Genomic DNA, 21,050 nt, shown 5'->3' with positions numbered 1-21,050 from the left:
TGCAATCTTATACTTGTAGATGATTTGGCTTTGCGATAATTTCTTCTCGAGGTAATCCCTAACCGCTTGAAGTTTGAGCTCCGCAGAGTAGGTACGGTTATGAGTCCGAACGTCTAGTCCTTCGTAACCGTACAACTCATACCGTCGCCGCTATTTCACAATAGAGTTCTTGTTGACCCCGTACTTTTTGGCTGCTGCCTTCACTCCGATAATTCCCTCTTATATCTGTTGTAGATTAGTTAATTTTTCGAACGCTGTAAACTTCTTTTGTTCTATAAAAAATGCCCCCCCATACAGCGAGGCCACTGAAAAAGTGATTTTTAAAAGATGTAGTATCTTCTTACCAAAAGAGGAGGTTGCATCTTTTTCATGTATACTTAGGTATCATAGGGAAATAGGTGAGCGGAATGATTGAGAAACAACAGACCTTGGTGTTGAGTCCATACATCGAACTCTACAATATGGTGGTGCCCAAGGACAACTTGCTTCGGCAGATCAATGAGCTCGTGGATTTTACATTTATCTACGAAGAACTACAAGTGAACTATTGCATGAATAATGGTTGTAAGGCCATCGACCCCATTCGGATGTTTAAATATTTGCTTCTTAAAGCAATCTTTGAATTGTCTGACGTGGATATCGTGGAACGGTCTCGGTATGACCTGTCCTTTAAGTATTTTCTGGGGATGGCCCCAGAGGATCCGGTTATGGAGCCCAGTTCCTTAACCAAGTTCCGCAAGCTGCGCTTGAAAGACATGAATATACTGGACTTGCTCATTAGGAAAACGGTGACACTTGCTATGGAGAGGGGGATCGTGAAGAGCACTGCTATTATTGTGGACGCAACCCATACCAAAGCGCGCTACAACCAGAAATCTCCACAAGAGATCCTACAGGACCGGGCCCGGAAGGTGCGCAAAGCTCTCTATGTGATGGACGAATCCGTCAAGGTTAAGCTGCCCGTGAAGAATACCAGCACGGTGTTGGAAGACGAGATCTCCTACTGCAATAAACTCATACATACTGTCGAAAACGAATTGGGCCTCCCCTTAGTGCCGAAACTCTTGGAACTGCTAAACCTGTTAAAGGAAACTGTGGAGGATGATGTGGAGCAGCTTCGGATCGCGGAAGACGCAGAGGCGCGGGTTGGACACAAGAGTGCGGACTCCGCTTTCTTTGGATACAAGACTCATCTGGCAATGACCGAGGAACGCATTATTACAGCAGCTGTTGTAACAACAGGTGAGAAAAATGACGGCAAACAACTGCAAGACCTAATCTAAAAAAGTAAAGCCGCAGGGATAGACGTCCGAACGGTTATTGGAGATACAGCTTACTCGGAGAAAGACAATCTCCTTTATACAAAGACGAACGACATGGAACTGGTAACCAAATTAAATCCGATGATTACGCAAGGAAACCGCAAGAAAGAAGATGAGTTTGAATTCAACAAAGACGCTGGTTTATACGTCTTCAAGGCTGGTCACATGGTGATCCGGAAAGCGAAGCAAGGAAAGAAAGGCGTCGGAAAAAACCAGGTGACTACCTATTATTTTGATGTGTCCAAGTGTAAGCGGTGTCCGCTTCGGGAAGGCTGCTACACCTATTCCGTGAGTATAAAGTCTGACGAACACTTGGAGCAAATGGCTTTTCAAGAGAGCGACTATCTCAAAGAAAAGTCTAAAGAACGGTACAAGATTGAAGCCAAGAATATGAACTGAAACACAGACACGGGTATGATGTAGCCATATCGTCGGGTCTTTTGGGCATGGAGCTACAAGGAGCAATGGCGATATTCGCGGTTAATCTGAAGAGGATTTTGAAGCTACACGACCAATAAGGCAGATAATTATACAGCCAAACACAGCAAAAGAAGACATCTTCCCTTAGGATTGATGTCTTCTTTTTCAATAAACGAAGCACTTAATACAAAATGGTTAGTTCTTCAGTGGCCTCCATACAGCAAACAGGTTTTTATTATTTCACCTGTCTACTATATGGGGAGCATATCACTATCGGGGTGACACCCTCCTTATGGTTTTTGTACCGGGGGGCAGCGGGCCTTTGATCTGTTTCCGTTGGTCATCACGTATTTCGTATCGTCTCATCATACCTACTCTTACCCATTTTTAAGGTTTATGGTTTGCATACAGGACTAATACCGACAGTTACCTTGTGACTTTGGCGGAGCAAAAGGGTCTAAGAGGTATGGACTTCATTGGCACCGGGGTTGATAGCCGTCACTATTGTACTGTAGAACGGCAGTGAGGGTATTGGTAAGATTTATACTGTATTCATCTGCAGAAGAGCGATCCGCCAATTTATTGAGCATAAAGTATAATATGAGGCTCTTTCTGCTAGCATAAGATGCCAGCCTGTATCGAGAACCATTAGTATGAGATAAATTTGAAGGTTCATTATTATGTGGGCCGAGGGGAAGTTGCCTCGTTCGCGTGCCATTATCGAATATCGTCTTATGAAATCTTCGTGGTAAGAACTGTGGCGATTATTTATGGAAGTTGTTTAGTGGCCAGTCCTATCTTAAATGAAACTTCTGCAGGAGAGATCGGTGTCGACTCTAACTCATTTAGTCCTAAGCTGATGAACAAGTATCAGCTGAATGAGAAACAATTTGACATCCAATTCAATTTGAGATCTGTGTTATAGGAAGATGAATAGAGAATACGGTGTTGACGTCTAACCCCACCAATTCTATAATATAAAAATGGAACGACGTTCTGATTTTAAAAAATGATCCCTATTCTTCTATTAAAATAAATTCATAGTACTGGAGGTTATAGAATGTCGAGAGTTGTAAAGGATTTAAGCGGAAAGCTCTGGCAGATGGAGAAAATGAGAGTAGGCGAAGGGGAACGCGAGGGGTTTCATCTCCTTCCAGCAGAGCGTCAAGGCGTTATTTTCAGTTGGAATTACGCCTCTGTTCCAGGGGATGTGTACACCGATCTTCAGCGGGCGGGCGAATTGGAGGATCCCTATTTCGGAAGAAATATGCATAAGGCGAAATGGGTGCAGGAATACGAATGGTGGTATATTCGTAGGTTCAACGTTTCGGAAAAGATGAAGAGCAAGAAGGTTCATCTGGACTTTGAAGGCGTCGACTATTGCTGTACCATTTGGCTGAATGGAAATCTGCTAGGCAGTCATGAAGGTATGTTCTCGCCGTTCTCCTTCGAAGTTAGTGAATATTTGAATTTCGACAAGTGGGCTGGCGGTTCGAATCAGCTTGCGATCAAGCTCGATCCGCCTCCGAAAAACTTCCGCAATGTCGGCGGCAAGAAGGTGAATTTCTCCGGCGATTATTTCACCGGATTAGTCCCATTTGGTATATGGAGACCGGTTCGTCTAGTTGCAACAGATGCTGTGCGCATTCTCAATCATCGTACCGAATCGGATCTTAAGGATTCAGGCGCTACTGTACATGTGCAGATAGATCTTCACAACATGACTCCTGAGACTCAGACCGTTCAGCTTCAAATTGCAATGAACGGTCACAACTTCACCTCGGAGACAATCAGTCGTACATTGGAGACTGTTGTTAAATCCGGCACGAGTAGCGCAAAGGTTAGTGTAGAGATTGCGGATGCTAAGCTGTGGTGGCCGTGGGACATGGGGACGCCTCATCTATACGATATTGAAATTAAAGTCCTGAAGAATGGTACGGAGCTCGATCGTGTGGAGGACAGAATCGGTATCCGGACGGTTCATATGGAGCAGAATCCGGGCTTCACGCCGGAGGAATCCGAATATCCATGGACATTTGTTATCAATGGCAAGCGTCAATTCCTGCGCTCTGCATGCTGGGGGGGGCAGCCATCTTTCTTATATGGAAGGAACAGCACGAAGAAGTACGAGCATCTGCTGACGCTGGTCAAGGATTGCAATATTAACAATTTGCGAATCTTCGGCTGGCATCCGCCGGAAATTCCAACCTTCTATCGCCTATGCGACGAGCTTGGAATTACGGTATGGACGAACTTCACATTCTCTACCCAAGCCTTTTCCGACGATCCTGTATTTATAGAATCTGCGTCGCGGGAATGTGTTGAAATCGTGGTGCTTCGCCGCAATCATCCATCGAATATTTATTGGATGGGTGGAGAAGAAGTGTTCTTCACGGACGCACATGTAGAGAGCGGCAATAAGGGGCTAATGGAAGCGATCGGAGTAGCGATTGAAGGGTATACCTCGGTGCCTTACGGATTAGCATCGCCGCTTAGCAATGTGTTTGGTCAAAGTATGGGCTTTAAGCCCAAGGAGTCTCAACATGCCAATGAGCATTATTACGGTGGCGGTCGAAACTTCATGGAGGAGTATTACCCATCGCTCGATTGTTCGATTATTCCTGAATTAACCGCTGCCTCGGCGCCTTCTATCGAAAGCCTTAAGAAATTTATTCCGGAAAACGAACTATGGCCTATGGGACCAAGCTGGGGCTATCACTGGGCGGATATTCATATTCTCCAAGGACTGAATATTGAGGTGTTTGGAGATAAGAGAATGGATTCACTGGAGCAATTCGTAAAATCGACACAGATTGCGCAAGGTACGATTCTGCAATTCGCACTGGAAATGTACCGTAGACGGAAGCCGCGTATGAGCGGCGTGTCACTCTGTCATTTCATCACAAATTGGCCGGATATCAAGTGGGGGCTTGTTGATTACTACGGATTGAAGAAGCTGAGCTTCGATTTTGTCAAGACAAGCTATCAGCCGCTTCTACCAAGCTTGGCATTCCCGAAGAGAAGATGGAAACCTGAGGAGATGTTCCATGGAGAATTGTGGATCGTCAACGACTTCCAAAAAGCGTTTGAGAACACGATGCTGGAGTGGACGCTTCGAAGTCATAAAGACGAAGTTGTTCAGAGCGGAAAGGTACCTGCACAGGTTGCTCCGAATAGCTCTTCAAAATTCAGCGATATTGCGTGGAAGGTCGATGTTGATGCCGTAGGAGAGTTTAAGGTCTCACTAATATTGAAGCAAGGCGATAGTGTTCTGGCTAGAAATGAGTATAAGTTGCTCATTGGCGATCTGGCTGAGGCGAAGCGTATATGCAATGAGCACCTAGACGAAAGCGAGAAGAAGCTGAATGAATTCGGCAGCAGCTACTATCGCTACAATCCGGATCTCTGGGAGCTGGAATAATCACGGTTAACGGGTAGAAAATGAGGAGGTTGTATAAATGTAGGGATGAACATGCACCTTCGTATGTTCATCCCTTTCCCTGTTTGAGATTATTAGGAGGGTTCACTCTTAGAGGCTTTGGACGCCAACTAGTCAGGTTATGACCAAAAAAATATGTCACATATTATTTCTTTAATTATCTCGTACTTTAAGTTACAAACGCATATTCTTCATCTGCTGAGCAATCTTATTCCATTGTTTATTATTTATGATGTCTTCATAATTAATTTTGCTGTTCAATAAATGTGATTTAATTGCATTTATGGCAGCATTCAAATCTAACTTAGTCAATGTATCTATAATTAATTGATGTTCTTCACATGTTTCTGTATAACGTGAAGGAGTAAGCATGGTTATCCAACGTAGTCGTTGGCTCTGAAGATAAATTCGTTTACAAATATCTAAAAACCGCTCATTACCAGAATATTCTGCTATTTTTTCATGAAACCTAGAATCCGCTTCAAAAAATGTATCGAAATCTCTGTTATTTGTATTTTCGCATAATTTTTCTTGGATTTGATTTAATTCTTTTAATTGAGCTTTTGTTAAACCTTTATTATTAACTATAATTTCAATACTCTTTAGTTCAATTGCCTCACGAACTTCTAAAATTTCATTGATATCTTTTAATGTAATAGCTCTTACAACAACTTTTGTTTTAGTTCTTTCAAGTATGCCATTATCTAATAAAATCATAATTGCTTCTCTCAATGGAGTCCTGCTCATTTCAAATTCTTTAGACAATTCTAAATCTGATACAATATCTCCCGTTACTAATTCATAATTCTCAATTTTACGTAATATTTTCTGTACTGCAATATCAACAGTATTCCCTCTTACTCTAGGCATAATTATTCCTTTCTATTTTTAATAAATATCATTTTTAGCATACATAAAAATGAGTAAACTAACAAGTATATTAGAACACAACTATTATAAAGACTCAAAGTATGTGTTTGTACACAACTACCAGAACTTGTGTAGCCCTCGTCGTGGAGAACACTTAATTCAAGAAAGACAAGACGACAAGAAGGAAGTGATTAATTCCTGTAACCAACAGCAGATGATTTCATGTCATTGTTGCCGTCATCTCGTCAATCATAAGAAAGTATGGCGACTTATGAAAGAACTGGCGATTTCTTCGGTGAACCGGAAAAAGCGAAAACACCCCAGCTATACCCCCTCTGTGGTGTACCCGAATCGGCTGCAGCGTCAGTTCCATGCACCAGGGCCACAGCAGAAACTGGTGTTACGTATATCTCAGACGGTACGCGCTTTTATTACCTGTCTGCCATTCAGGAACTGTTTAACAATGAGATTGTGGCCTGGCAGATCTCCGAGCGAAACGACGTAAAACTCGTCCTAAATACGCTTGAACGGTGGACACGAAAAAGAGACGTATCCAGGGCCGTGCTCCATTCGGTTATGCTTCCAGTATACGTCTCAGGCGTACAACACACGACTCGAAGAATTCAGCGTCAAGGGCAGTCACTCTCGCAAAGCTACCTGTCTGGATAATGTCTGCATCGAATCCTTCTTTTCGCATCTCAAAACGGAGGAGTTGTACCTTAACCATTGTAAGTTATAAGGAGATATTCATCAAGCGGTGGAGGAGTACATTTACTTCTAGAACTACCAGCGCTTTCAGGCCAAACTAAAACAACGCACACCGGTTGAATACCAGCACGCGTTGGCTGCTTAGCCTTTTTTACTTATCTACTTGACAGGGGGATGACCAGATAGACTTTTTGCACTGAAGTTTTGTATACTTAAAAACCTTTTTTGTCCATCATGTTCATAGGGACGGATTCATGCAAAATGCATAAAGAAATAGGTTATGAAGAGAATAGTGAAATAAACATAAAGTGTTGATTTTTTCAGAAGTAAAGTATACAATAAAATTGTTATTGGCGGAAAAATAAAAAACATAAAAGTTGAATGAGAGGAGGAGTAATGGATTAGTATTCCATTACGAAAATTATGTTATCAATGAAATTATTTATTGACGGAAAATTAGTAGATACAACATCACAAGAAAAAATAGAAGTAATAAATCCTTATAACAACGCAGTAGTAGGTACTGTTCCTAAGGGTAGTAAAGAGGATGCTACTGCTGCCTTAGAAGCTGCGCGTAAAGCGCAAAAGTCATGGGCACTACTACCAGCACAAACAAGAGCTGAATATGTTTTGGAATTAGCAAAAATTATAGACGATAACGCTGAAGAATTAGCTCAAATATTAACATCAGAACATGGTAAACCTATAACTGAAGCACGCGGTGAAATAGAGGGGGCATCGGGGTTTCTGAAATATGCAGCTGAATCGGCAAGAAGAATAGAAGGAGAAATTATTACCTCTGAGAAAAAAGATGAACAAATCTGGATTCAAAGAGTACCTTATGGAGTTGTAGTTGGGATAGTTGCTTGGAATTTTCCTTTAGCGTTATCAACAAGGAAAATTGGAAATGCATTAGTTTGCGGAAATAGTATGGTTATTAAACCACCGTCAGAAACTCCACTTACAGTTATGAAGTTTGCAGAATTAGTTGAAAAAAGTTCTCTGCCAAAAGGGGTTCTTAATTTCATCACTGGTTCAGGAAGAGTTGTAGGTGATGCATTAGTAAGAAGTGAAATTACTCAATTAGTTACCTTAACTGGAAGTACTACTGCTGGTATAGAAGTGTTTAAAGCTGCCTCGGAGAACGTTATTGATGTGCATTTAGAACTTGGTGGAAAAGCACCATTTATAGTAATGGAAGATGCTGATATTGATAAAGCTGCAAAATGCGCAGCAATAGCAAGATTTAGCAATTGTGGTCAAATATGCACATGTAACGAACGTATGTATATTCACGAAAAGGTTTATGAAGAATTTAAGAATAAATTCATAGCACATGTACAAGAAATAGTTGTTGGAGATCCAATGGATCCGAAAACAACTATGGGTCCAAAAGTGAACAAATCAGAAGTATCTAAGTTGATACAAATGAAAGAAGAATCCATACAACAAGGCGGTAAAATATTATTAGACATGACTCCAGATGAGGGAAAGCCTTCTGAAAACGGAAATTGGTTCTACCCCGTAGTGGTTGAAGTATCTGATAATAAGAATGTATTAATGCAAGTTGAAACATTTGGACCTATTGTACCGATGATGAAGGTGTCAAGCTTTGATGAAGCAATCGAATTAGCGAATGACTGTGAGTATGGCTTATCTGCTTACTTATTTACAAACAATGCTAAAAACATAATGAGAGCAGTAAATGAACTGGAGTTTGGTGAAGTATATGTGAATCGTGAAAACGGAGAGTTAATAAACGGATTCCATAATGGATTCAAAAAGAGTGGTCTTGGTGGGGAAGATGGTAAATATGGATTAGAAGGTTATCTACAAAAGAAAACTATTTATATGAATTATAATTACTAAAAGATTAATAGAGACTCTTCGTTAAGCTACGTGGTTAAATTTACATCTCATGTATAGCGATTTGACATGCGTATCTATTCATATCAAATCGCTATATATTATACCTACCTTGTTTAGCGCGGAGGCATAAAAAAAAGGTGGAGTGGTATGTCGAGGAATGCAATTAAAAACGTGGAAGTTAAATATTTCAATATTCCATTAGAAGAAAACTTAGTTGATGCACTTCATGGTAAACATGATAGTTTCGAATTAATTACAGCAACTATTGTTATGGAAGATGGAAGAAAAGGTACAGGATACACTTATACAGGTGGAATAGGTGGAACTGCAATATATAAATTGTTGGTTAATGACTTGATTCCAAGATTAGTCGGCAGAGAATTTACTACTCCTGATAAAATGAATGCTTACATGAATCAATGTATTCACTATGTTGCAAGAGGAGGAATTGCATCTTTTGCAATTTCAGCATTAGATATTGCGCTTTGGGATATAAAATTAAAAACTGAAAACATGGCAATTTGTGATTTATATGGTACTAGAAACGAAAAAGTCCGTACTTATTATGGCGGTATAGATTTAATGTTAACAGAAAAAGAATTATTGCAAAATATTGAAAAGCAACTAGAAAAAGGACATACAGCCATAAAAATAAAATTAGGAAAAGAAAACGAAGATGAAGATATAGAAAGAGTAAAGGCTGTTCGTAACTTAATTGGTAAAGATGCTATGTTCATGGTAGATGCTAATATGATATGGACAGTACCTCAAGCAATAAGAATGGCGAAGAGGATGGAAGAATTTAATATAGCGTGGTTAGAAGAACCAACAAATCCTGATGATTATGAAGGATATGCAAGAATAGGGCAAGCAACTACTATTCCAATAGCAATGGGAGAAAATTTACACACTATTTATGAGCATAAATTGGCTTTAGACATAGCTCGTATTAAGTATCCAATACCTGATTGTTCTAATGTTTGTGGAATAACAGGTTTTTTAAAAGTTGGTGAAATGGCAAAAGAAAGAAGTCTGAAAGTAAGTTCACACGGAATGCAAGAATTACATGTGAATGTGTTAGGCGCACTTTCCAATGCTGGATTCTTAGAATATCATAGTTTCCCAATATGTGATTATACTATAGAACCATTAAAAATTGTTAATGGATATATCGAACCATCCAAAGCCACAGGTGTAGGTATAAACTTTGACTGGGAAAAATTAAAAAAATATGAAATGATTAAAGAAAATAGAGATGGGAGGCGGTGAAATCCACTTCCCATTTTATAATTGAGCATTTTGCATTAATCTAAGCTCTTTTAGATAAAAAAAGCTTGGGAAGAAAAAGGACTGTACAGTGCATAATTAATTAAATTTATAAAAGGAGCAGACGAGAAATGAATAATTACGTTGTAATGATTACAGATTGCGATCATGACTCAGTAGAAATTGAAGAAAAAATCATTAATAATGTAACCAATAATTTTAAAATATTAGATTGTAAAACAGAAAATGATATTATAGAAAATTGTCGTGAAGCCGACGCTTTAATTACTCAATATGGAAAATTTACTAGAAAAGTGTTGAGTCAACTTTCAAAATGTAAAATCATTGTTAGATATGGAGTGGGTGTTGATAGTATAGATTTAGATGCAGCTACAGAATTTAACATTCAGGTTTGTAACGTACCTGATTATGGATTGAACGAAGTTTCTGATCAAGCAATAGCATTAATGATGGCGCTTACTAGAAAAGTTACTTTAATGTCAAATGGTGTTAAAAGTGGTCTGTGGAAATATGAAATATCTAAACCTATTTTCAGATTGCAAAACCAAGTTGTAGGTGTTATAGGACTAGGAAGAATAGGAAATGCGTTTGCCAAAAAAGCTCATGGACTAGGCCTTAAAGTTATTGGATTTGATCCCAATCATAAAAGACTAAATCCTCCTGATTTTATTGAAGTTGTTGATTTTGATACTTTAATAAAAACATCAGATGTTATTTCTATACATTGTCCATTACAACAAAATACTGATAATTTAATTTCTGAAACTGAATTTAAAGCAATGAAGTCTACAGCATATATAGTTAATACTGCTCGTGGTGGAATTGTTAATGAACAAGCATTAGAGAAGGCATTAACTAACACGTGGATTGCTGGAGCTGCACTTGACGTATTGGTGAGAGAAGAGGCAGATGTTAATAACCCACTATTTAAACATGAAAATTTTATTTGTACTCCACATATGGCTTGGTATTCTGAACAAGCATTTGATGAATTAAAGAGAAAAGTTGCTGAGCAAGTTGTTAGCGCATTAAAAGGTGAGAAACCTGCTTATCAAGTTAACAAAATTAATTAAAAGTATAAAGAGGAGATAATATACTATGAAAAGTATTGTTTACAATGGACCAAATAAAATTGACGTAGAAGACAAACCAATTCCTGATTGTTCTGATGGTGAAGTATTAATTAAAGTTGCATATTCAGGTATATGTGGTACAGATTTAAATATTTATGTTGGGGCACATCCTAGAGCTACTGCACCGTTGATTTTTGGTCATGAGCTTTCTGGGTTAATAGCAGAAGATTATCCTTCGCTACCAAAAGGTACACCAGTTACTGTTAGGCCCTTACTATTTTGTGGTAAATGCACTCCGTGTTTAACAGGAAACAGTCATGTATGTAAATCATTAAAATTAATAGGCATTGATAGAGATGGTTCAATGGCTGATTATGTAAAAGTCTCGATTGATAAAATACATGTTCTTCCAGAAAGTGTATCCTTAGAATTAGGAGCAATTACAGAACCGTTAGCTGTAGGAGTTCATGCTGTTAAACGCTCAGGAATTTCAATTGGCAACAGCGCTTTAATTTTTGGCGCAGGTACTATCGGTTTGTCTGTAGCAAGTTCATTAAAATTATTATATAAAGCAAACATATTTATAGTTGAAACAAATCCTTTTAGAAGAAAGATAGCCGAAGAATTAGGATTTACTGTAATAGATCCTTCGAAAGCCAATCTAGAAGTTGCTGTTTCTGAATTTACAAATGCAAATGGAGTAGATTTTGTATTCGACTGTGCAGGACACCCTATAGTTGCAGAACAATTAGTTGGATTAGTAAAAGTTCACGGGACTGTTGTAATTGTGGGAGCATACAAAAAACCTGCCGCACTTGATTTGTTGGGCATGATGTTTAAAGAGGTTAACGTTATGGGAGTTAGAGTTTACGAGCCAGAAGATTTTGATATTGCAATCAAATTATTAGGTGAATCTTTTGATTTCGGAAAAATAATTACTCATATATTACCTGTTGAGAAAGCGCAAGAAGGGTTTGATGTTTTACTTAGTGGCGGAGATGCTGTAAAAGTAATGTTTAAATTTTAATATAAAAAAGATTAAATATAATTCGAGTGGAGGAAAAGCGAATGTTGGAGATGTTTAGTTTAGTGAATAAAACAGCTATTATTACTGGCGGTAATCGTGGTTTGGGAGAGGCTATGTCTTTAGGTTTAGCTGAAGCTGGCGCTAATATAGTAGTTATTGCAAGAAATGAAAATCCTGAATTAGAAGAAACAATAAAGGGTTTAGGAAGAAAATATAAAATGATCTCAATGGATTTATCAGATATTTCTAAATTTGAAGAAGTTGTAGAATCTATAAATGAAGAATTTGGAAGCATTGATATATTAATTAATAATGCAGGAGTACAAAAACGTCATCCTAGCGTAGAGTTCCCTAAAGAAGACTGGGATTTTGTATTAAATGTTAATACAAAGGCAGTGTTTTTCCTATGTCAAGCAGTAGGAAAAAAAATGATTGAGCAAGGAAAAGGAAAGATTGTAAATATTGCATCACTTCTTTCATTCCAAGGCGGTCTTACAGTTCCGGCTTATGCTGCAAGTAAAGGTGCAGTTATGCAATTTACAAAATCACTTTCAAACGAATGGGCAAGATTAGGTGTAAATGTTAATGGCATTGCTCCAGGTTACATGGCTACTGAAATGAATACAGCTATAATGGCTGATAAAGTTCGGAATGAACAAATTGCTCAAAGAATTCCAGCAGGAAGATGGGGAAAACCAGAAGATTTAGTAGGAGCTGCAATTTTCCTTTCTTCAAATGCATCAGACTATGTAAATGGTGAAATAATCGTTGTAGATGGCGGCTGGATGGGAAGATAGCTTATTTAATATTTGAAACTATTATAGCGTGTGTTCAAACTATAAAAAAATTCCAAATCATTGTAAGCTTCATCTATGAAAAGACGATACGAAATAGGTGAAGATCAATACACTCGAATTAGGTTAAATTCTATGCTTTGGTTTCCCCGCTCGAGTGCAACTTGGTGGGGATTACCCGTTTTCCATGATAGAAAGTACTTGGTGTTTGGGACAAAGAACTTAGATAAGTATCTATTTCTCCTCATCAAGAAAATATTATGATTGATGCAATCATCGTTCGTTTCCTCTAGAACAGTACGAGGGCAAGAGGACGTGGCAATATTATACTATTGGATGCTTTAAAGATGGAATAACGACCCAAAATTATGCAGTTGAGGATGCTTTGGCCAAACGGGACTGTGATATGAATATCATTCTGATTTTCATTCAAGAGCAACAAGCCACGGTCGTCCTCATTTCATGCGAAAATCATCGAAAGGCCCAGTGTAAGTTTGATTGGTGTTTTTTAAAGAACGGTATCTGCTTGAATACCTCTTTAATAAACTCAAACATTACCGTAAATTGGACACATGCTACGATAACTCCTCTTGTACTTTTGCAGCGTCCTTATTTATTATTGCTAAATTAGATTTGAAGACATACCCTAGTTGTTTCAGAATAATTATAATTTTTCGATTTGTTGTAAGCGTTTGCAAGAAGAAGGAGAATGTTGTTAGTGATTAAATGCTTAATACAGAAGGATAGCTTTTTATGGAAAATGTGAATGGAGTCCGGCAACTGGACGATTCCGATATCAGGTGTGGGGAGCCTTTAAAAAAGGCTCAAGACTGCTGAAGAGTTACCAGTTATAATTGTTTGTTCTTCTTTCTGTTGTATTACGTGCTGTTCCATAACGTTGGGCTATATGGCATTCAGATTGCCTTCACAAACTTCCTAGCCTTAATAGGCATAGTGGATAGTTCATGGGTTGAGTTTGAGCATTTCGAACGATTCGTCCGCTCCTTCGAGTTCACAAAAATCATTCAGGACACAATCAAGCTAAGGGTCCCACGGATCGGAGTGTGGCCTTCTCGGCTCACTTTGTGGTCTCGTTGATGCTATCTCAGCTAATACACAAGTGGAACACTTTTAACGCCACGCGAAGTGGTTCAAGCTGGTGAATCTAACGTAGCAACGCCGAAGAAGAACGATATACAGCGGGCTGTAGGAGACAAGTGTGTCGTAACGCTATATTATGCGCAGCTACCAAGTCCATCGGCCTAACAGAAGGTGTAACGGCAGTCAAACATGAGCTAGCTATGTCCTTGAAGCAGCACGACAAGATGTCTAGACAGCTTAATCAACTGATGGAACTTGTTAAAACGTTGGTCATACAGATTCATGGGAGCGAGGTTATGATGAGTATCCTCTGTGTGGAATTGGTTACTTTTGTGGCATTTTAGCAGAAGTAGGTAATTTCAGCGACTACCATCATAGCCAACAGGTCGACCTCGTATTTTCACGCATTATAAAATATCATCCAAGGATGATTCGCTAGTCAAAATAGATGTTGCAAGAACAAGTGAGAAAAACGAAAGAAACATTCAATTCTTGAGGGAGGTGAATGCTATGCTTTAACGAACGTTGGGACAGATAGCTTACCGATCTGAGCAAGATGAAGGTTGACGAGCTGAGTAGCATTTATCAGACGGCGTATGATCGTTTCGTGAAAACCTAGTAACAATTACTACCACATTTACAGGAATCCCCCCCTTACACAACTTTACCTGGGGGAGTTGTTTAGACGAAACACAAACTCAAGTCATAGATTGGATGGTGTATAACTGTTGAAAGCTAATTTGAAGATCAAACAAATTTTGGCTGTTCTATTATGTACGGCTATGCTTGCGGCGTCCTCTCTCACTGCGCCTGCAAATGTCAGCTATGCGGACTCGGAGAGCAACGAGCTCCCTGAAAACATCAGAATCGACAAGGCTGATTTCGATACAATTCCCGACATTGCAGATTATTACAAACAGATCTACAGCGATAATGCGGTATCCTATTTCAACAGCATTAACGGCGAAAGCCGGATTCAGCGCATTAATTTCATTCAATACCCTACCGGCGAATATTTGAAAGTTAACGGAGAAGTAACGATCGATATCCCTGCAAGGGATGCAAGAGCGTGGCGTCTATTCAGCGATGTGCGATTCGAGGGATCTGTTGCACAGACAATGGAGCTCTATATTATTGACCCAAAAGGCTTTGAGACGCAATGGACGGTGTTCCAGAATGGTGGGTGGAATGACCAGATTACCGGGTTATATACCAATTATACGAAAATGGATTTCCAGGAATCGAACCCATCAGAAGGCATTACACATCCTTGGCTGATTAAGGAAACAAATGGAAATATTATCTACGAGGGTTATAAAATGAGAATTGTTGGAAACGGAGACCTCCGCAGTGTATATCACTGGGAAGAGGAAGGAGTACCGTTGAACTTCGACACATCGGCATGGACGGTTCTCGGGGGAGACAAGGATATTATGAATGTTTCCGTCAACGTGGATGCGCTTACAAATTTAAGTTTGGACGGCGTAAACAAGCTGCCCGAGGAAATATTCAAGCGATACCATGTGAACAGCGGTCCGGTCGGTCTAGAGCAAGCTGGAGGCGAAATCACTTTGCTGGACGAAGCGTACCATAAAACGACAAATGATTATGGGTTTATTCCCGGTCGTGGTGCGTTTCACTATCCTCTATTGACAAATTGGGCCGGTCTCAAGGAAGATACTCAGCATCCCGGATATGCAGACTTTACAACAACTAAAGAGGTTTACACGAAGAGTCTGCCTGCCATTGAGAAATTTGAAAGCTTGTATCCATCTATCGGCAAAGATTATATGCTGACACTAGATGGATGGCCGAAGTGGATGTGGGAGAACCCGTTTTCCGGTCAATCGGAGAATTTCGGTACGCCGTCTTACGCCAACTTCAATGCTGCGGCGGACGCATCGGCCAAGTTGATCAAGAGCATAGACACCCGATTTGACGGACGGGGTCCCAAGTACGTGGAAGTGAAAAACGAATCGACCATTCCTCAGGAGTGGTGGTTCTTCCAGTCAGAGCCGCAGCAAGCTTGGAGCTATCTGTCTGAGTTCCATAACAAGGTAGCTGAGGCGGTGAAGTTGGAAAATCCGGATGTATTAGTCGGTGGACCTTCAAGCGCATTCATGTATTTGGAGAATAATGATTTTGAGGAAGCGCGTGCGCAGTTGAAGTTTATGGATGAAACCAAGGATTCTATGGATTTCTATTCTCACCACTTCTATGAAAACTCGAATCTGTTCATCCATGACAGGGAGAACAATCCGGATGGTTTCCTGAGCGGACGAATGGAAGCTGTTCTTGACTTGCTTAATGCTCACATGGTGAATACGGATAATGTAAAGCCAATCTACATTACGGAAGAAGGCACCTACAATACAGCCGGAAGCGAAGCGGACTATTTTCAAAAGTTGGTTGCCTTCAATGGTTATATGTTGCGATTCATGAATTATTCCGATACGATCGGCATGCTTGTTCCGTACCTGTACCCTATTATCAACTGGCGTCCTAATTCCAATGATACATTCTATAAATTTAACGAAGCACAGAACGGATTATTGGAAGAAATGACGCCAATGGAAGCTTATCTGGATATGTGGAAAGATTATCGCGGTGCGTTCCTGCCTTCCCATGCCGATCAAGAGCGTGTGTACACGAATGCGGTTCGTTACAATGAAAAAGTATATGTCGCTGTGCACAATCTCAACTCGCAGCGCGTCAACCTTGATCTTAACGTATTGATGGATGATACCAACATTGCAGACGTGAAACGCAAACACTTCTTCTTGGAGAAGGGTAACTTGACTTACGAAGAAGAGAATGTAACTGATTTGAACAATGTGTATATGAGAGTGCAGGAGATGAGCGTCTTCGAGATCACGCTTGATTCCAATCCGGCGTTCACAAAAACGTGGGAGAGAGAGTTTGCGTACGCTCCTGAGGAGTTGGTTGCTACAAGCATAAATGCGCCTGCCGTATTTACAATTGACAGCCCAGCGTTGTCTCTCGCTAAAGCAACTCTCCGTATTGGTTTCGGCAAGATGGACAGCGGATTTGCAGCCGATATGGATGTTGTCGTTAATCCTGGTGACCCGACGAAATTACAAATTTTCAGCAAGGATCTGAATTACACGAACAAGCCGGGCAATTTGCTGACCTTTGCCGAATTTGAACTGGATGCCAGCAAGTTACTAACTAAGAACACGATTGAAATTTCGATTCCTGAGAATGGCGGCTACGTAACAAGCGTACAAATTATTCAGTATGATGAGCAGGCGGCTCCTACAGGCGTATCCACCAGTGCGCTTACTGTTCCTATTGAGGATGCCAAGTCGAAGCTTGCGTCAACTGTAATATCGTCTACAGGGAATGAGGTAGAGCTAGGCAATAAGTGGGTGAAAAAACATATCCGCGATACACTTAACATTGAAGTGACGAAAGCGGAGGTCGTTGCAAGAGATATATTGGCGACAGACGTCGAGATTGATAAAGCAGTACAGCAGCTGAGCATGGCGATGAGTATTTTTGATCAATATACAAAAATAAAATCGTCTTCTACTGGCACACGAGGAGCCAAATTCTCCTTCGAAGACGCAGAATCGGCTGCTTATACACACAATGTAGATACTGTGACCACGACGACTGGATCGCAAGGCACAACTGACGGTAGCAAGGCGCTCCAAGTCGAGTTTACATCCTTCACCTCCTACGCTTGGGATACAACAGGCACTTACTCTGGTAACCTGGATTTTGCGGCGCCGGAGGATGGCTGGAGTCTCAGCGGTGTACCATTTACGTTCGACGTCACGAATCTAAAAAACTATGCAACACAGCTACGCGTAGAAATCACGGATACATCGGACGTGAAAGGTACTTATTATTATACGTTGGAAGCTAACGCATCGCGGAGAATCAGTATTGCCGATTTCGGCGTTGCGGGAGGAACTTGGCTCGCGGACGGCAGTTTCCCGAGAAACGCGGTAATCGATACTGATAATGTGAAGTCCATACGATTCTTTGTGTTTTCTCCAACGGCCACTCCTGTTGAGAACGCGGCGCTTGCTTTGGACAATGTAGTAATCGGCAGTGTAACGGATCCAGGTACAGAACTAGAAAATCCGAACGGCGTGTACCTATCCTTCGAGGATCAAGAAGAGGTAGTCTATACACATAATGAACAAGGAATTACCACATCCAGGAAAGAGCAGGGCGCGACAGATGGCAGAAAGGCGCTTAATGCGGAGTTTAATTCCTTCACCTCATACAATGGGGATACGAGCGGCACTTATTCGAGCAGCATTGATTTCACAGCACCGAAAGAAGGCTGGAGCCTAGGCGATAAACCGCTACAATTTGATGTTGCCAATCTCGTGAACACGCAAGCCCAGCTTCGCGTGGAGGTTACGGATGCTGACAATCACAGAGGTACCTATTATTTTGCGATTGGACCGGATCAATCAAGGACCATTACCATATCGGAGTTTGACATCTCTGAGGCGAGCTGGCTGACGGATGGCTATTTCGCAAGGGCAACTGCAATTGATACAAACAGATTGAAGTCCATTCGGTTGTATATTTTTGAACCGACGGATGCCAGTACGGGTTACGCAGCACTGGCTTTTGACAGAATAATCATAGGCAAGATACCACCGATCGAGCCTTCAGAGAATCAGTTGGCAGCCGATGCGGTGAATGCATTGTCAGCAGCCTCCTTGACCTTTGTAGAGGGGGACACGGCGCAATCTGTAACAAATCACATTTCATTGCCATCAGTTGGGTTGCATGGAGCCAGCATTACTTGGGCAACCAGCCATCCGGTGACGGTGGCGAATGACGGAAAGGTTTCGAGACCGCAGCATGGAACCGGGAATCAGGTTGTAACTCTGACAGCTACAGTCACCATTGGAGTGGCAAAAGCAACCAAGGATATAAACGTAACCGTGATTCAACAGACTGCGACGATCCCTGCTCAACCTGGAGGCAATAGTAATCCGATAATTCCAGCGCCTAGCACTCCGCCGTCAGCTAACATAGATATTCTGGTGGATGGTAAGAAGCAGAACAAGATTGCTAGGTCTGTAATAACAACTGAAGGAGGTCGTATGGTTACGACGATCACTGTTGACCAGGAACTATTGAGGACTATTGTGGCCAATATGGATAACAATGCCATTATTACGATTCCTGTTGCGAGCAGCTCTGATGTCGTGCACGGCAAGTTTAATGGTCAGATCGTGAAGGATCTGGAGCAGAAGAATGCGGTTATTGAGCTAAGAACCGCTACCTTCTCTTATAAGCTTCCTGTTCAGCAAATCAATATCAACGAATTAGTAAAACGATTTGGGTCGGATGTTAAGCTTGCTGATATATCGATCGATATAAGAATTAGTCAAGCAGATGCCGATTCTAAAAAGGCGCTAGAAAGCTCGGCAGAGAAGGGTGGATTTACGGTTGTCGCCCCTCCTATGGACTTCCATATCACTTACACTTACAAGAATAAAACGCTGGAAATTAATACATTCAACATTTTTGTTGAAAGATCTATCGTTATTCCGGAAGGGGTAGACCCGACTCAAATCACTACAGGAGTAGTGGTGGAAACTGATGGGTCGGTGAGACAGATTCCAACTAGATTCGTCAGACAAGACAGCAGCTATTATGCTGTAATGAACAGTCTGACCAATAGTACTTATGCGGTTATTTGGAATCCTGTTGCTTTTCAGGATGTCTCTGGTCACTGGGCAGAGAGTGCTGTGAATGACTTGGGTTCCAGATTGGTAATCGCTGGCGTTGACGGCAATCTCTTTAAGCCGGATCGTTACATTACCCGTGCCGAGTTTACCACCATCATGGTAAGAGCTTTGGGCCTCAGGGCAGAGGCTGGCGATTCGGCCTACAGAGACGTTGCTCATGGTAGCTGGTATGAAGCATATCTGAACACAGCAACAGCGAATGGCTTGATTAACGGTTACGCCAATGGTCAAATCGGACCAAATGATTTCATCACACGTGAACAGGTTATGCACATGATGGAACGCGCCATGGAACTCACCGGTCTTGAGGATGCGGTAAATATGACCGAAGTGGAGGGACTCCTGGCAGGCTTCAAGGATGGCTCCGAGGCGGCAGCATACGCGAAAAAGGGTATTGCAGCAAGCATTAAGGCAGGTCTGGTGTTGGGCAGAAATGCGGACGTGCTTGCGCCGAAGGCGGCAATCACTAGAGCAGAAGTAGCAGAGGTCGTTCGTAGACTGCTGCAGAAATCAAATTTGATCTAGAATGTACGGAATATTTGTGAGGGGCCTCTATTGGAGGCCTCTTACGTATTATCCAGTTTCGGGCAGAATGAATACTAGAAGTGAGGAGATGAAGAATGAAGCCACATGAGTAGTAAGAACATCACAAGAAAGTTATTTGTTTGTTGAGCTTAGGAATTTGTAGTGAGATGAGTATACTTTGCTTGTACCGAAATTAGGTGGGAACTTAATCCGATTCCATTCGTCCGGGTTAGAGTTATTATCAGCTTCAGACTATACTCACGAATTATGATCAGGTAAAACGATGTAAGCACTCCGATTCTAATCCAGTTGAATCGCTTGTAAGACGGAAACTTTACGTACAATTTCATCCTTATCTATTACAGATTAATAAAAAGCCTCATCTCTGTCTGCATGGGGAACTGACGGACAGGAGAATGGAATTCGTGGAGTGGTCAAGCACGGAAGTACAAGGCACTTATGTTATCCTCAACTTCGTTATGCGGATATGCTGGCATACTTCTCACCACCGTTTGTATTCAACATGACGATATCAATGCTTGTTGGACGTAACTATTGTCAATGCGGAGGAGGATGAATAGTAGGAATATCCTTTGTTTTCTGACTTCATACACTAGCTAGATAGCGGACTTTCTTGCTGCACGCTACGGTATTCAGGGAATGACCGATATCCAGTTATTCCTTTATAAATAAAATGAGGTAATTATTAAGCGAATTACATTTTTATCGTGTAAACGAGTCTTTCACTGAATAACGCATCCTTTATGCGCACTATCAGAAACGTGTCCAGCCATCTTCATATCGAATGAAGAAGTACTTCGTCTACTAAATTTCAGTGAAAATGGACTACTTGACGCATTGGGTAATA

At 40.9% G+C, this 21,050-nt stretch carries 9 protein-coding genes and 1 pseudogene; 9 read left to right on the top strand and 1 reads right to left on the bottom strand.

What is annotated here, in order from left to right:
- Positions 1-407: 407 nt before the first annotated feature.
- Positions 408-1,840 (top strand): annotated as a pseudogene (locus tag Q0V21_RS05175) (IS1182 family transposase).
- Positions 1,841-2,802: 962 nt separating this feature from the next.
- Positions 2,803-5,163 (top strand): beta-mannosidase, encoded by a 2,361-nt coding sequence (locus tag Q0V21_RS05170; protein ID WP_301877874.1) that lies wholly within the window; start codon positions 2,803-2,805, stop codon positions 5,161-5,163.
- Positions 5,164-5,355: 192 nt separating this feature from the next.
- Here Q0V21_RS05170 and Q0V21_RS05165 read toward each other — a convergent pair whose 3' ends face one another.
- Positions 5,356-6,051 carry a GntR family transcriptional regulator gene (locus tag Q0V21_RS05165; RefSeq protein WP_301877873.1) on the bottom strand — a complete coding sequence of 232 codons (696 nt, stop codon included), beginning with the start codon at positions 6,049-6,051 and terminating at the stop codon, positions 5,356-5,358.
- Between the two features lie 261 nt (positions 6,052-6,312).
- Here Q0V21_RS05165 and Q0V21_RS05160 point away from each other — a divergent pair, with 261 nt between their 5' ends.
- From Q0V21_RS05160 to Q0V21_RS05130, 7 genes are all read left to right on the top strand, one after another.
- Positions 6,313-6,720 carry a hypothetical protein gene (locus Q0V21_RS05160; protein WP_301877872.1) on the top strand — a complete coding sequence of 136 codons (408 nt, stop codon included), beginning with the start codon at positions 6,313-6,315 and terminating at the stop codon, positions 6,718-6,720.
- A 471-nt stretch (positions 6,721-7,191) separates the two neighbouring features.
- On the top strand, positions 7,192-8,628 hold the full coding sequence (gene aldA / locus Q0V21_RS05155) for an aldehyde dehydrogenase (RefSeq protein ID WP_301877870.1): 1,437 nt from the start codon (positions 7,192-7,194) through the stop codon (positions 8,626-8,628).
- 147 nt (positions 8,629-8,775) lie between these two features.
- Entirely contained in the window at positions 8,776-9,897 is a 1,122-nt protein-coding gene (locus tag Q0V21_RS05150) for a mandelate racemase/muconate lactonizing enzyme family protein (RefSeq protein ID WP_301877868.1), read from the top strand.
- A gap of 128 nt (positions 9,898-10,025) precedes the next feature.
- Positions 10,026-10,988 (top strand): C-terminal binding protein, encoded by a 963-nt coding sequence (locus tag Q0V21_RS05145; RefSeq protein ID WP_301877867.1) that lies wholly within the window; start codon positions 10,026-10,028, stop codon positions 10,986-10,988.
- A gap of 25 nt (positions 10,989-11,013) precedes the next feature.
- Entirely contained in the window at positions 11,014-12,015 is a 1,002-nt protein-coding gene (locus Q0V21_RS05140; protein WP_301877866.1) for a zinc-dependent alcohol dehydrogenase, read from the top strand.
- A gap of 41 nt (positions 12,016-12,056) precedes the next feature.
- The gene (kduD, locus tag Q0V21_RS05135; RefSeq protein ID WP_301877865.1) at positions 12,057-12,812 is read left to right on the top strand and encodes a 2-dehydro-3-deoxy-D-gluconate 5-dehydrogenase KduD; all 756 of its coding nucleotides are present in this window, start codon (positions 12,057-12,059) and stop codon (positions 12,810-12,812) included.
- Between the two features lie 1,826 nt (positions 12,813-14,638).
- Positions 14,639-20,182 (top strand): S-layer homology domain-containing protein, encoded by a 5,544-nt coding sequence (locus Q0V21_RS05130; protein ID WP_301877863.1) that lies wholly within the window; start codon positions 14,639-14,641, stop codon positions 20,180-20,182.
- The last annotated feature ends 868 nt before the right edge of the window (positions 20,183-21,050 follow it).

The organism is Paenibacillus sp. 11B, assembly GCF_030487755.1.
GTDB lineage: Bacteria > Bacillota > Bacilli > Paenibacillales > Paenibacillaceae > Paenibacillus > Paenibacillus vandeheii.
This window is presented reverse-complemented; position numbering and strand designations above follow the sequence as displayed.